The organism is Burkholderia sp. AU28863 (assembly GCF_002223195.1).
Lineage (GTDB): Bacteria > Pseudomonadota > Gammaproteobacteria > Burkholderiales > Burkholderiaceae > Burkholderia > Burkholderia sola.
In genome coordinates this window covers 76,211-89,291 of sequence record NZ_NKFE01000003.1, presented here as the reverse complement: position 1 = coordinate 89,291, position 13,081 = coordinate 76,211, and the positions used below count along the sequence as shown (strand labels likewise).

Sequence of the window (13,081 nt, the reverse complement as noted above, 5' to 3'; positions counted from 1 at the left end):
GATGATGGGAATTCGATCGGCACGTGGCCGGTTTATGACGTCTTTCCGTCGCAAAACGCGAGAACGTCGTCGACATAGTCGGCAAATTCGCTGATTCCATGATCGCTGCCGTCGATCACGCGGGTTTTCGCACCCGGGTAATGGGCGAGCATCTCGCGGTAATCGAGCACTTCGTCGCCGGTTGCCGCGAACAGATAGTAGCGGTCGGCGCGCGTGATCGCCGGCACGCGCAGCGCGTCCAGTTCGTGCAGATGACGGCGCTCGACGACGATCGTGCCGCCGCCGTGCCACAACGGCTGCTCGCCCAGATGCTGCTCGAGATCGCGCTGCGGCACGATTGCCGGATTCAGCAGCACGGCTTTCCAGCCATGCTTTTCGGCGAGCCACGTCGCGTAATACCCGCCGAGCGAGCTGCCGATCACGGTCACGTCGCGTGCGCCCGCGACCTCGGCTTCCGCCACCGCGATCGCGTCGAGCGGCGACACCGACAGCAACGGGCACCGCCACTCGCCGGTGCGGCCGAGTTCGGCCATCCGTGCGGCGAGCAGCCGCGATTTCTGCGATTCCGGCGACGACCGGAAGCCGTGCAGATACAGGATCACGGGCGGCTCCCGAGCGCGTCGAGCAGCTTCTGGTGCACGCCGCCGAAGCCGCCGTTGCTCATCACGAGCACATGGTCGCCCGGACGCGCGGCCTCGACCACCGCCTTCACCAGCAGATGCAGATCGTCGAATGCGCGCGCGCGGTCGCCGAGCGGCGCGAGCGCCTCGGCGAGATTCCAGCCGAGCGCATCGCGCCCGGTCGGCGCGCCGTAGCCGAACACGAGATCGGCATCGGCGAGGCTCGCCGGCAATTGCGACTTCATCACGCCGAGCTTCATCGTGTTCGAGCGCGGCTCGAGCACGGCGAGGATGCGGGCATTCTGGCGGCCGATGCGTGCACGAAGACCGGCGATCGTGGTGTCGATCGCGGTCGGATGGTGCGCGAAATCGTCGTACACGGTCACGCCGTCCACGCTGCCGCGCACTTCCATGCGGCGCTTCACGTTGCGGAACGACGCGAGGGAAACCGCGGCCTGCGCCGGCGGCACGCCGACGTGGCGCGCGGCGGCGATCGCCGCGAGCGCGTTCATCCTGTTGTGGTCGCCCTGCACCTGCCACGCGACTTCGCCGACGCGCTCGGCGTGCGAATACACCGCGAAGCGTTCGTCGACCGGCACGCCGTCCTCGGCCGGCAGCGCCTGCCAGCCGCCGTCGACGCCGAAACGCTCGACCTCGCTCCAGCAACCGCGCGCGAGCACGCGCTCGAGCGCATCCGAGCGGCCGTTCGTGACGATCCGCCCGACGCCGGGCACGGTGCGCACCAGATGATGGAATTGCGTTTCGATCGCGGCGAGATCAGGGAAGATGTCGGCGTGATCGAATTCGAGGTTGTTCAGCACCGCGGTGCGCGGCCGGTAGTGCACGAACTTCGAGCGCTTGTCGAAGAATGCCGTGTCGTACTCGTCCGCTTCGATCACGAAGAAGCTCGAATCGGTGAGCCGCGCGGACACGCCGAAGTTCAGCGGCACGCCGCCGATCAGGAAGCCCGGGTTCAGCCCGGCGTCTTCCAGCAGCCAAGCGAGCATCGACGACGTGGTCGTCTTGCCGTGCGTGCCCGCGACCGCGAGCACCCATTTGCCGGCGAGCACGTGCTCGCCGAGCCACTGCGGACCCGACACGTAAGGCAGGCCGCGATCGAGGATCGCCTCCATCAGCGGATTGCCGCGCGTGACGACGTTGCCGATCACGAACAGGTCCGGTTTCAGGTCGATCTGCTCGGCGCCGTAGCCCTCGATCAGCGTGATGCCCTGCGCCTGGAGCTGCGTGCTCATCGGCGGGTAGACGCCCGCGTCGCAACCCGTCACCGTGTGGCCCGCCTCGCGTGCGAGTACGGCGAGACCGCCCATGAAGGTGCCGCAGATGCCAAGAATGTGGATGTGCATAGATGAATGCTTTCGCGCCGCCGGGCGCCGTCGATTCGGAAAGGATGCGTGCGCGGCGCGCCGGCGAGGCCGTGGAGCCGGCGCCCGCCCAACGACCTGGCCGCGACACAAAGAGCACTATTGTAACTGACGGCCTGCGACGCCCGGCGGCCCGAACGATGCGCGCGAACGGTGCCGGCGCCCTTGGACCGCGGGCCGCCGCACCCGTGCTCGGGCGCCGTGGCGATCGAGTATGATTGCCGGATCATGTCTCGCAAACCTCTTGTCGACCCGCGGCGCGTCCGCGAGGAAATCGCCCAGTCCGCCGCCCGCCTGATCGCGGAGGACGGCCAGGACTACGCCGGCGCGAAACGCAAGGCCGCGCGCCAGTTACTGGGCGATTCGCGCGTTGCCGGCGAATGGCTGCCCGATAACGACCAGATCGAGGAAGAACTGCGCGAGTACCTCGCGCTGTTCCAGAGCGACACGCAGCCGGACGAACTGCGCCGCCTGCGCGAGATCGCGCTCGACTGGATGGGCCGGCTCGCCGAGTTCCATCCTTATGTGACGGGCGCGGTGCTGAACGGCACCGCGAACGCGCATTCGGATATCCATTTGCAGGCATTCACCGACAACCCGAAGGACGTCGCGATCTACCTGCTGAACCAGAACGTCCAGTACGACGTGTCCGAGACGCGGCATTTCGCGGGCCGCGGCGACGTCGAGACGCTCAGTTTCCTGTGGCGCCCGCGGCGCGACGTGGATGCGATCGGCATCCATCTCGCGCTGTATGCGAGCGACGACCTGCGCGGCGCGGTAAAGGCCGACGCGCGCGGCCGCGTCGCCCGCGCGGACGCCGCGGCGCTGCGGGCGCTGGTCGGCGCAGGCCAGGCTCCTTCCGAACCGGAATGATTGAACGATGATGATGAAACGCATGTTGGCGCTCGCGGTGGTCGCGGCCGCCGCCATTGCCGGCGGGATCGCCGCCGGCCACTGGTTCCGCGGCACGGCCGACGACGGCGTCGCCGTCGCCGCGCCGGCCGCCCACGGCAACCCGGTCGACCAGCTGTGGGCGTCGTCGCTCACCGGCGTCGACGGCAAGCCGGCCACGCTGGCGGCCTTCAAGGGCCAGAAAGTCGTCGTCAATTTCTGGGCGTCGTGGTGCGGCCCGTGCGTCGAGGAGATGCCCGAGCTCGTTGCGCTGTCGCACCAGTACAAGCAAAAAGGCATCCGTTTCGTCGGAATCGGCGTCGATTCCGGGCAGAACGTGAAGAACTTCCTGCAGAAGGTGAAGGTCGACTATCCGGTCTTCGTCAGCGGCTATGCGGGTGCCGATCTGGCCCGTAATTTCGGAAATACGGCCGGCGCGCTGCCGTTTACCGTCGTCATCGACGAAACCGGCAAGATTCGCGAGACAAAATTGGGACAAATCCAACCGGCCGAGCTGAAAAAGACGCTCGACGCACTGTAATCCGTCCGAATGGCAGCCCGCGCGTTGGCGGCGATTTGCAGGTCAATCGCCGCAATTTCGCGGAAATTCGCGAATACTTTGCGGCCGCACCGGTAATTCTTGCGGGTCCGGCGCGCCTGGCCGTTCGGCAAAACTAGACAAATTTCTCTAAATAGCGCTAAAGTTCGCGCAATTCCGCAGAAATAGAAGCGACCATGACACGATTGCTGGTGCTGCACGGCCCCAACCTGAACCTTCTCGGCACCCGGGAACCGGAGGTGTACGGCCGCGTCACGCTCGCGCAGATCGATCAGGCGCTTGCCGCGCGTGCCCAGGAGGCCGGCGCCCAACTGTCGTCGTTCCAGAGCAACCATGAAGGCGCGCTGGTCGACCGCATCCAGGCCGCGCGGGAGGAACAGACCGATTTCATCCTGATCAATCCGGCCGCGTATACGCATACGAGCGTTGCGATCCGGGACGCGATCGCCGGCGTCGGCATCCCGTTCGTCGAGGTTCACCTGTCGAACGTGCATCGCCGCGAAGCGTTCAGGCACCACTCCTACTTTTCCGACCAGGCCGAAGGCGTGATCTGCGGGCTCGGCTGGAAAGGTTATCTGTACGCGCTCGAGTACGCGCTGGACAAGCTGCAAGGCGCGTCGCGCGGCTGATTTCGCGATCTAGATTCAGCGCCGGCCCCTAACCGGCGCTTTCACGTATTGAAAGGGGAATTCCCGATGGATCTTCGTAAGCTGAAAACTCTGATCGACCTCGTTTCCGAATCCGGCATCTCCGAGCTGGAAGTGACGGAAGGCGAAGGCAAGGTGCGCATCGTCAAGAACGCACCGCCGGTCTACGTGCAGCCGACGGCTGGGTATGCCCCGCAAGTCAGCGCGCCGGCTCCGTCGGCCGCGCTGCCGACCGACGGCGCTGCCGCGCCGGCAGCCGGCGCAGCCGCCGCACCGGCCGTCCCGCAGGGCCACGTCGTGACGTCGCCGATGGTCGGCACGTTCTATCGCGCGCCGTCGCCGGGCGCCGACCCGTTCGTGCAGGCCGGCGACACGGTCAAGGAAGGCCAGACGATCTGCATCATCGAAGCGATGAAGCTGCTCAACGAGATCGAGTCGGACAAGGCCGGCGTGATCAAGGAAATCCTCGTCGAGAACGGCCAGGCCGTCGAATACGGCCAGCCGCTTTTCGTGATCGGCTAAGCCCGCCGCGCGGCCCTGCCGGCCGCGCGCCGCCGATGCTCGCCAGGCGCCGTTCGCGCGCCCCTCGAAGAGACGAATACTCGCTATGTTTGAAAAAATCCTCATTGCCAACCGCGGTGAAATCGCGCTGCGCATCCAGCGCGCGTGCCGCGAACTCGGCGTCAAGACGGTGGTCGTCTACTCGGAAGCCGACAAGGAAGCCAAGTACGTGCGCCTCGCGGACGAAGCCGTCTGTATCGGCCCGGCCCCGTCGAACCTGAGCTACCTGAACATGCCGGCGCTGATCAGCGCCGCGGAAGTCACCGATGCCGAGGCGATCCACCCCGGCTACGGCTTCCTGTCCGAGAACGCCGATTTCGCGGAGCGCGTCGAGCAGTCGGGCTTCACGTTCATCGGCCCGCGCCCGGAAACGATCCGCATGATGGGCGACAAGGTCACCGCGAAGCAGACGATGATCAAGACCGGCGTGCCGTGCGTGCCGGGCTCGGAAGGCGCGTTGCCGGACGATCCGAAGGAAATCGTCAAGATTGCGCGCGCGATCGGCTATCCGGTCATCATCAAGGCGGCGGGCGGCGGCGGCGGGCGCGGGATGCGCGTCGTGCACACCGAAGCCGCGCTCGTCAACGCGGTCAACATGACCCGCGAGGAAGCCGGCCGTGCGTTCGGCAACCCGCAGGTGTACATGGAGAAGTTCCTCGAGAACCCGCGCCACATCGAGATCCAGGTGCTGTCGGACGCGCACAAGAACGCGATCTGGCTCGGCGAGCGCGACTGCTCGATGCAGCGCCGCCACCAGAAGGTGATCGAGGAAGCGCCGGCGCCCGGCATTCCGCGCCGCCTGATCGACCGCATCGGCGACCGCTGCGCGGACGCGTGCAAGAAGATGGGCTACCTCGGCGCGGGCACGTTCGAATTCCTGTACGAAAACGGCGAGTTCTACTTCATCGAGATGAACACGCGCGTGCAGGTCGAGCACCCGGTATCGGAACTGATCACCGGCGTCGACATCGTGCAGGAACAGATCCGCATCGCGGCCGGCGAGAAGCTCACGCTGCGCCAGCGCGACATCCAGTTCCGCGGACACGCGATCGAATGCCGGATCAACGCCGAAGATCCGTTCAAGTTCACGCCGTCGCCGGGCCGGATCACGTCGTGGCATACGCCGGGCGGCCCCGGCGTGCGCGTCGATTCGCACGCCTACAATGGCTATTTCGTGCCGCCGAACTATGATTCGATGATCGGCAAGCTGATCACCTACGGCGCGACGCGCGAGCAGGCGATCCGCCGGATGCGCATCGCGCTGTCGGAAATGGTCGTCGAAGGCATCCAGACCAACATTCCGCTGCACCGCGAGCTGATGATCGACGCGAAGTTCGTCGAAGGCGGCACCAGCATCCATTACCTCGAAAACCGGCTCGCACAGAAGCAGCAGGTCGCACCGGAAGAAGCGTAAGCATGAGTTATCGCGAACTCGTCGTCGAACTGGCCCGCGAGCATGCGGAGGCCCTGTCCGACGCACTGCTCGATCTCGGCGCGCTGTCGGTGTCCGTCGAGGACGCCGACGCCGACACGCCCGACGAACAGCCGCTCTTCGGCGAGCCGGGCCTCGTGCCCGATCGCACCGCGTGGCAGCACTCGCGCGTGGTCGCGCTGCTGTCGGCCGACCACGAGCCAGCCGTGCTGCTCGCGGCGGCCGCGAACGAGATCGGCATCGCGGAAACGCCGAAGTTCGTCGTGCGCGAAGTCGAGGAGCAGGACTGGGTGCGGCTCACGCAGTCGCAGTTCGAGCCGATCCCGATCGGCGAGCGGATCTGGGTCGTGCCGTCGTGGCACGATGCGCCCGATCCCGATGCGCTCGTCCTCGAGCTCGACCCCGGCCTCGCGTTCGGCACCGGCAGCCATCCCACGACCCGCCTGTGCATGGAGTGGCTCGAGCAGTCGGTAAAGCCCGGCCAGTCGGTGCTCGACTACGGCTGCGGCTCGGGCATTCTCGCGATCCTCGCGAAGAAATGCGGGGCGAACCCCGTGATCGGCATCGACATCGATCCGCAGGCGGTCGAATCGGCGCGCCAGAACAGCGAGCGCAATCGGGCGGAAGTCACGTACGGCCTGCCCGACGCGTGCCCGGACGGCGAATTCGACATCGTCGTCGCGAACATCCTGTCGAATCCGCTGAAGCTGATGGCGTCGATGCTCGCGTCGAAGGTCAAGCCCGGCGGGCGCATCGCGCTGTCGGGCGTGCTCGCGCGCCAGGCGGACGAAGTCGCGGCCGTTTATGCGCGCTACGTCGACATCTCGGTCTGGCGCGAACATGAAGGCTGGGTATGCCTTGCCGGAACCCGCCGCGAAAGCCATTAGAATAGCGCTGTCCTTCACTCTGGCCAGCAGGCCGCCCGGCTCGACATGCTTCTTGCGACGCGCTGCCCTCATTGCGAAACCGTCTTCCGGCTGCAGCAGGAACAGCTCTCGCTGCATCAGGGGCTCGTACGCTGCGGGCATTGCCACGAAGTCTTCAACGCCGCCGAATCGCTCGTTCCCGAGTACGCGCCGCAGCCCGAACCGGCATTGACGGAGCCGGCTGCCGCGCCGCACGGCGGCGACGCACGCCAGCAGGCCGCGCCGGCTCGGCTGTTCCTCCCTGACGCGCCGCCCGAATTGCCAACCGGCGCCGATTACAAGCCGGAAGGCTGGGACATGTGGGCGCCGTGGCTCGACGCCGGCGTCGATCCGTCGTTGCAGCACAGCGTCGAGACCGTGCGCACCGAGCCGTTGATACCGCTCGCGCTCCCGTCCACGGAAGCGGGCGTCGTCCACCTGTCGGGTACGCCCGAGTCATTCGCGACCGCTCCGGCCGAGCTCGACGCATCGACTGCCGTCGAGCAACCGGCAGAACCGCATTCGCCGCAAACGCGGTACGAACCGCACGAAGCCGACGAGGCCACGCCCTCGCGCTCGCCCACCGAGCACGATCCGCACGAGCCCCGTTTCGTCGCCCATCTTCCGTCGGAAACGGAAGCCGCCGCCGAACCGGTCGAACCCGTCGTCCCCACGCACTTCGCGACGCCGGACGACGAACGCGCGCCGCGCGAACCGCGTTTCGCGTTCACGCCCGCACCGGCCGTCACCGAAGCCGAAACAGCATCGGAACCCGACACCTTCGCCCGGCACGAGCAAGCCCCGACCGCAGCGGCAGCCGATGAACCGGCCGTCCAACCGGCCGTCCCCTTCCCCGCCGCATTGGCCGACGACGATCGCCCGCACTTCGCCGTCACGCGCGAAACGCGCGCGCCGCAGCGACGCGGGATGCTCGGCGGCTTTTTCGGCGGCTTTTTCGGCGGCCTGGTCGCGGCCGCGCTGGTCGGGCTGCTCGTCGCGCAGCTGGCGTGGTGGCAACGCGAAACGCTGATGATCTACTGGCCCGTCACGCAGGGCTGGTTCCGGCAGGCGTGCGCGCCGCTCGGCTGCACGGTCACGCCGCCGCGCGCGATCGACGGGCTGCGGCTCGACGCGACCGACCTGCGCCAGCTCGACGGCCCGCGCGAGCTCGAACTGAAGGTGCCGCTGACGAACCGCTACCGCGTCGCGCTCGCGTACCCGTCGCTCGAACTCACGCTGCTCGACGACACCAATCACGTCACCGTGCGCCGCGTGCTCGCGCCGCGCGACTACGTGCGCCCGGGCACGCCGATCGACGCCGGGCTGCCGCCCGGCACGACGCAGACGATGGTCGTCCGCCTCGAAACGAACGGCACGCCCGCCTCGAATTTCCGCGTCCAGATCTTCTATCCGTGACGCGCCGCGGCGCGCTCGCGCGCCCGTCTCAACCCGCGCGCCCCGAGCGGCGCGCTATTTCGGAGCACGAACATGAGCAAAGTTACGCTGGGTGGCAACCCGATCGATCTCGCCGGCACGTTCCCGGCCGTCGGCGCGCAAGCCGCCGATTTCAAGCTGGTCGGCAAGGATCTCGCCGATCTGTCGCTCGCCAGCTTCGCCGGCAAGCGCAAGGTGCTGAACATCGTGCCGAGCCTCGACACGCCGACCTGCGCGACGTCGACCCGCAAGTTCAACGAAGCTGCGTCGTCGCTCGACAACACGGTCGTGATCGTCGTGTCCGCCGACCTGCCGTTCGCCGCCACGCGCTTCTGCACGACCGAAGGCCTCGCGAACGTCGTGACGGCATCGACGTTCCGCACCGGCCGTGCGTTCGCGAACGCATACGGCGTCGACGTGACGAGCGGCCCGCTGAACGGCCTGACCGCACGCGCGGTGGTCGTGCTCGACGCGCAGGACAAGGTGATCCACGCGGAACTCGTCGGCGAAATCAAGGACGAGCCGAACTACGATGCAGCGCTCGCCGCACTGAAGTAAGCTTTCTTCCGCTTATCCCCTGCCGCGCCGCGCCCTTCGCGCGGCGTTGTCGCGCAGGGTCCCTCATTTCTACAGGAACGCACACCTTGGCTACGCTGATTTGCGGCTCGATCGCCTACGACTCCATCATGACCTTCGAAGGGCGGTTCCGCGAGCACATCCTGCCCGACCAGGTGCACCTCATCAACCTGAGCTTCCTCGTGCCGACGATGCGACGCGAATTCGGCGGCTGCGCGGGCAATATCGGGTATGCGCTGCACCTGCTCGGCGGCGATGCGCGGATCATGGGCACGATGGGCGCGCTGGATGCGCAGCCGTATCTCGACCGGCTCGACCAGCTCGGCCTGCGCCGCGACCATGTTCGCGTGCTGCCCGATACGTACACCGCGCAAGCGATGATCACGACCGATCTCGACAACAACCAGATCGCGGCGTTCCACCCGGGCGCGATGATGCAATCGCACCTGAACCATGCGGGCGACGCGCCGGACATCAAGCTCGCGATCGTCGGCCCGGACGGCTTCGACGGGATGGTGCAGCACGTGGAAGAGCTCGCCAGGGCCGGTGTGCCGTTCGTGTTCGATCCGGGCCAGGGTCTGCCGCTGTTCGACGGTGCGACGCTGCGCCGCAGCATTGAACTTGCGACCTATGTAGCGGTCAACGACTACGAGGCCAAGCTGGTGAGCGACAAGACGGGATGGTCCGAAGATGAAATCGCCAGCCGGGTCGACGCGCTCGTCATCACGCGTGGCGAGCACGGCGCGACCATCCGCCACAAGCAGGGGGCGGAGCAGATTCCGGTCGTGCCGGCCGAGCGCATCGCCGATCCGACCGGCTGCGGCGACGCCTTCCGGGGCGGCCTGCTCTACGGCATCGAGCATGGCCTCGACTGGGCAACCGCCGGCCGCCTCGCGAGCCTGATGGGCTCGCTCAAGATCGCCCATCAAGGGCCCCAGACTTACGTACTGACGCGCGCCGAAATCGACGCACGCTTCGAGACTGCGTTCGGTTACAGTCTCAAATGAATATTGTGGGAGAGCAAAGATGTTGACGAAAAAAACCCTCACGCTCGCGGCCATGCTAACGGCCACGCTGACCCTCGCCGGCTGCTTCACGGCACCCGGTTCGGCGGATGTCTATAGCGTCGGCCAGGCGCAGCGCGAACAGACGGTCCGCATGGGCACGGTCGAAAGCGTCCGTGCGGTGCGCATCCAGTCCGACGGCGGCGGCAGCGCGATCGGCACGCTCGGCGGCGGCGCACTCGGCGCGGTCGCGGGCAGCGCGATCGGCGGCGGCAAGGGCTCGATCCTGACGGCGATCGCCGGCGGCCTCGTCGGCGCGGTCGCGGGTAACGCGGTCGGCGAAAACCTCAGCACGGCGAACGGTGTCGAAATCACCGTGCGCCTCGACAACGGCGATCTGCGCTCGATCACGCAGGCGGCAAGCGGCGAAGCGTTCCGCGCCGGCGAGCGCGTACGCCTGCTGTCGAGCGGCGGCGTCACGCGCGTCACGCACTAACCGGTATCCTCAGCACGCGGCGCAAGCCGCGGTCGAACGCATGTGCGAAGCCGCACATGCGTTTTTTTTCGTCCGCCCGTTTCCTTCCGCGCTCGCATCGGCCAACCCATCGGCGACCTGCCGGCGGCTCATGCTGACGAAAAAAATCCCGCCACCTGAGCCAGGTGACGGGACTGATTGAGTAGCGCTACTCAACCCACGGACACCACGTGAGTGTCCGGGTGATGCTGCTCAGCCGCGATTACGGACGGCTGCCGGTCGGGAACGGCCATGCCGCTGCCGGGTTGAGCGCGGTCTTCACGCCCGATGCCGGCGCGACCGATGCGGTCGACGCGGTCGTTGCCGGCGCAGCCTTCTTCACGACGGCCTTCTTCGGCGCAGCAGCCTTCTTCGCCGGTGCGGCAGCCGTCTTCGCAGGGGCAGCCTTCTTGGCGGGCGCAGCCTTCTTCGCGGCAGCCTTCTTCGCCGGCGCGGCCTTCTTCGCGGCAGCCTTCTTCGCCGGCGCAGCCTTCTTAGCAGCAGCCTTCTTCGCCGGTGCGGCCTTCTTCGCAGCAACCTTCTTCACTGCGACTTTCTTGGCTGCAACCTTCTTCGCGGCGGCCTTCTTGGCCGGCGCCGCCTTCTTTGCAGCAACCTTCTTCACCGCGACTTTCTTCGCTGCGACCTTCTTGGCTGCAACCTTCTTCGTTGCGACCTTCTTCGTTGCGACCTTCTTTGCAGCGGCCTTCTTCGCCGGTGCTGCCTTCTTCGCGGCGACCTTCTTCACCGCGACCTTCTTCGCAGCAACCTTCTTCACCGCGGCCTTCTTCGCCGGAGCAGCAGCCTTCTTCGCAACGGTCTTCTTGGCAGCAACCTTCTTAGCAGCCGGTTTCTTCTTGGCAGTAGCCATGTTGTTCTCCTTCAGGTTCAGATGAGAGTCAGTTCAAACTACACCCTTCGTCAAAACCCGCTTCCCGCGGACGCTGTTCAGGACGTGCGCTTCGAAGCGGGCTATTCATCGGCGTACGCAGATACCGCGCGCTTACGCTAATGAATACGGTATGGCGCGCGTGACCGCCCGGCCTCGCGCGCCAAATCAAGTCGGTAGCCGGCGCGCCCCGCGCCGCTACCCCTAATCGCTTGATCAAGCGGACCGCCACACGGCCGTCCGCTTTTTCCGGAGGGAAGTTTGCCCATCCCACTGAAGGGTTCGCAAAGTGCCTGTCGTATCGTTGGGCCGTTAAGGCACCGGGCATGCTTTGCATCAGGCGTTCTTGCTCCTAAACCTTGGGCCGGGGCCGAGAGGCCACCGGCTGCTCCATCATGTAACGGGTTCGCTGCTGCGGGTTATTCCCAGGACAGCGCGCCCCCCGTCTGATACTCGATCACACGCGTCTCGAAGAAGTTGCGTTCCTTCTTCAGGTCGATCATCTCGCTCATCCACGGGAACGGGTTTTCCTCGTTCGGGAACAGCGGGTCGAGGCCGATCTGCTGGCAACGGCGGTTGCTGATGAAGCGCAGATAGCTCTTGAACATCGACGCGTTCAAACCCAGCACGCCGCGCGGCATCGTGTCCTCGGCGTAGCGGTATTCGAGTTCGACAGCCTGCTTGAACAGCTCGCGGATCTCGGCGCGGAATTCCGCGGTCCAGAGATGCGGGTTCTCGAGCTTGATCTGGTTGATCAGGTCGATGCCGAAGTTGCAGTGCATCGACTCGTCGCGCAGGATGTACTGATATTGCTCCGCAGCACCCGTCATCTTGTTCTGGCGGCCGAGTGCGAGGATCTGCGTAAACCCGACATAGAAGAACAGGCCTTCCATGATGCAGGCGAACACGATCAGCGACTTCAGCAGCTTCTGATCCGCTTCGAGCGTGCCGGTCTTGAAGGCCGGGTCCGTCAGCGTATGAATGAACGGGATCAGGAATTCGTCCTTCGCGCGGATCGACGTGACCTCGTGGTACGCGTTGAAGATCTCGCCTTCGTCGAGACCGAGCGATTCGACGATGTATTGGTACGCGTGCGTGTGGATCGCTTCTTCGAACGCCTGGCGCAGCAGGAACTGCCGGCACTCCGGCGCCGTGATGTGGCGGTACGTGCCGAGCACGATGTTGTTCGCCGCGAGCGAATCGGCCGTCACGAAAAAGCCGAGGTTGCGCTTCACGATGCGGCGCTCGTCCTCGGTCAGACCATTCGGGTCCTTCCACAGTGCGATGTCGCGGGACATGTTGATTTCCTGCGGCATCCAGTGGTTCGCGCAACCGGCCAGATACTTTTCCCACGCCCACTTGTACTTGAACGGCACCAGCTGATTGACGTCAGTCTGGCCGTTGATGATGCGCTTGTCGGCGACATTGACCCGCGCTTCCGTACCGCCGGCGGGAACAGCCGATGCTTGCGGCGGCACCGCAAGATCGCCTTCGAAAATGTCGCGGACCTGATGGGCGGCAGGCGTTGCAGCCTGCATTCCGACAGCCATCCCGGCGGAGGTGCGCATCGCGTTTTGCTGCGCTCCGCTCGCGGGGGTTACGGCAGTCTTCTCGTCATCCCAGTTGAGCATAAATTCTCACCATCAATTTAGAACGGTTTGTACCAT

General features: G+C 66.1%; 15 protein-coding genes. 10 read left to right on the top strand and 5 right to left on the bottom strand.

Translation table 11 applies throughout. The features are described from left to right. Positions 1 to 32: 32 nt before the first annotated feature. Together CFB81_RS02705 and mpl are read right to left on the bottom strand one after the other, a co-directional pair. Positions 33 to 602 carry a YqiA/YcfP family alpha/beta fold hydrolase gene (locus CFB81_RS02705; RefSeq protein WP_069616795.1) on the bottom strand — a complete coding sequence of 190 codons (570 nt, stop codon included), beginning with the start codon at positions 600 to 602 and terminating at the stop codon, positions 33 to 35. Next, positions 599 to 1,984, bottom strand: a complete 1,386-nt coding sequence (gene mpl, locus CFB81_RS02700) for a UDP-N-acetylmuramate:L-alanyl-gamma-D-glutamyl-meso-diaminopimelate ligase (RefSeq protein WP_069616796.1) — start codon at positions 1,982 to 1,984, stop codon at positions 599 to 601. Before mpl ends, CFB81_RS02705 begins: the two co-directional genes overlap by 4 nt. 246 nt (positions 1,985 to 2,230) lie before the next feature. Here mpl and CFB81_RS02695 point away from each other — a divergent pair, with 246 nt between their 5' ends. The 10 genes from CFB81_RS02695 (at position 2,231) to CFB81_RS02650 (ending at position 10,507) form a co-directional block, all read left to right on the top strand. Continuing rightward, entirely contained in the window at positions 2,231 to 2,875 is a 645-nt protein-coding gene (locus tag CFB81_RS02695; RefSeq protein ID WP_069616844.1) for a UDP-N-acetylmuramate--alanine ligase, read from the top strand. A gap of 7 nt (positions 2,876 to 2,882) precedes the next feature. Then, positions 2,883 to 3,434 carry a TlpA disulfide reductase family protein gene (locus tag CFB81_RS02690; protein WP_069616797.1) on the top strand — a complete coding sequence of 184 codons (552 nt, stop codon included), beginning with the start codon at positions 2,883 to 2,885 and terminating at the stop codon, positions 3,432 to 3,434. Positions 3,435 to 3,628: 194 nt separating this feature from the next. After that, positions 3,629 to 4,081, top strand: a complete 453-nt coding sequence (aroQ, locus tag CFB81_RS02685; protein ID WP_089434522.1) for a type II 3-dehydroquinate dehydratase — start codon at positions 3,629 to 3,631, stop codon at positions 4,079 to 4,081. A gap of 66 nt (positions 4,082 to 4,147) precedes the next feature. Next, a complete protein-coding gene (gene accB / locus CFB81_RS02680; protein WP_069616798.1) occupies positions 4,148 to 4,621 on the top strand; it encodes an acetyl-CoA carboxylase biotin carboxyl carrier protein in 474 nt (157 codons plus the stop codon). 85 nt (positions 4,622 to 4,706) lie between these two features. Further along, positions 4,707 to 6,074, top strand: a complete 1,368-nt coding sequence (gene accC / locus CFB81_RS02675; protein ID WP_050013869.1) for an acetyl-CoA carboxylase biotin carboxylase subunit — start codon at positions 4,707 to 4,709, stop codon at positions 6,072 to 6,074. Positions 6,075 to 6,076: 2 nt separating this feature from the next. Continuing rightward, entirely contained in the window at positions 6,077 to 6,979 is a 903-nt protein-coding gene (prmA, locus tag CFB81_RS02670) for a 50S ribosomal protein L11 methyltransferase (protein ID WP_034186386.1), read from the top strand. Between the two features lie 45 nt (positions 6,980 to 7,024). Next, on the top strand, positions 7,025 to 8,413 hold the full coding sequence (locus CFB81_RS02665) for a zinc-ribbon and DUF3426 domain-containing protein (RefSeq protein ID WP_089434521.1): 1,389 nt from the start codon (positions 7,025 to 7,027) through the stop codon (positions 8,411 to 8,413). A gap of 72 nt (positions 8,414 to 8,485) precedes the next feature. Next, entirely contained in the window at positions 8,486 to 8,989 is a 504-nt protein-coding gene (tpx, locus tag CFB81_RS02660; protein ID WP_006476975.1) for a thiol peroxidase, read from the top strand. Positions 8,990 to 9,075: 86 nt separating this feature from the next. Further along, the gene (locus CFB81_RS02655; RefSeq protein ID WP_089434520.1) at positions 9,076 to 10,014 is read left to right on the top strand and encodes a carbohydrate kinase family protein; all 939 of its coding nucleotides are present in this window, start codon (positions 9,076 to 9,078) and stop codon (positions 10,012 to 10,014) included. Positions 10,015 to 10,033: 19 nt separating this feature from the next. After that, entirely contained in the window at positions 10,034 to 10,507 is a 474-nt protein-coding gene (locus tag CFB81_RS02650) for a glycine zipper 2TM domain-containing protein (protein WP_006476977.1), read from the top strand. A gap of 241 nt (positions 10,508 to 10,748) precedes the next feature. Here CFB81_RS02650 and CFB81_RS02645 read toward each other — a convergent pair whose 3' ends face one another. The 3 genes from CFB81_RS02645 to CFB81_RS02635 all read right to left on the bottom strand — a co-directional run bounded on the left by CFB81_RS02645 (position 10,749) and on the right by CFB81_RS02635 (position 13,045). Next, positions 10,749 to 11,396, bottom strand: a complete 648-nt coding sequence (locus CFB81_RS02645; protein ID WP_084044092.1) for a histone H1-like DNA-binding protein — start codon at positions 11,394 to 11,396, stop codon at positions 10,749 to 10,751. A gap of 28 nt (positions 11,397 to 11,424) precedes the next feature. After that, positions 11,425 to 11,751: a hypothetical protein gene (locus CFB81_RS02640; protein ID WP_084044093.1), complete on the bottom strand. Its 327-nt coding sequence runs from the start codon at positions 11,749 to 11,751 to the stop codon at positions 11,425 to 11,427. An 82-nt stretch (positions 11,752 to 11,833) separates the two neighbouring features. Continuing rightward, the gene (locus CFB81_RS02635; RefSeq protein ID WP_006476978.1) at positions 11,834 to 13,045 is read right to left on the bottom strand and encodes a ribonucleotide-diphosphate reductase subunit beta; all 1,212 of its coding nucleotides are present in this window, start codon (positions 13,043 to 13,045) and stop codon (positions 11,834 to 11,836) included. Between the last annotated feature and the right edge of the window lie 36 nt (positions 13,046 to 13,081).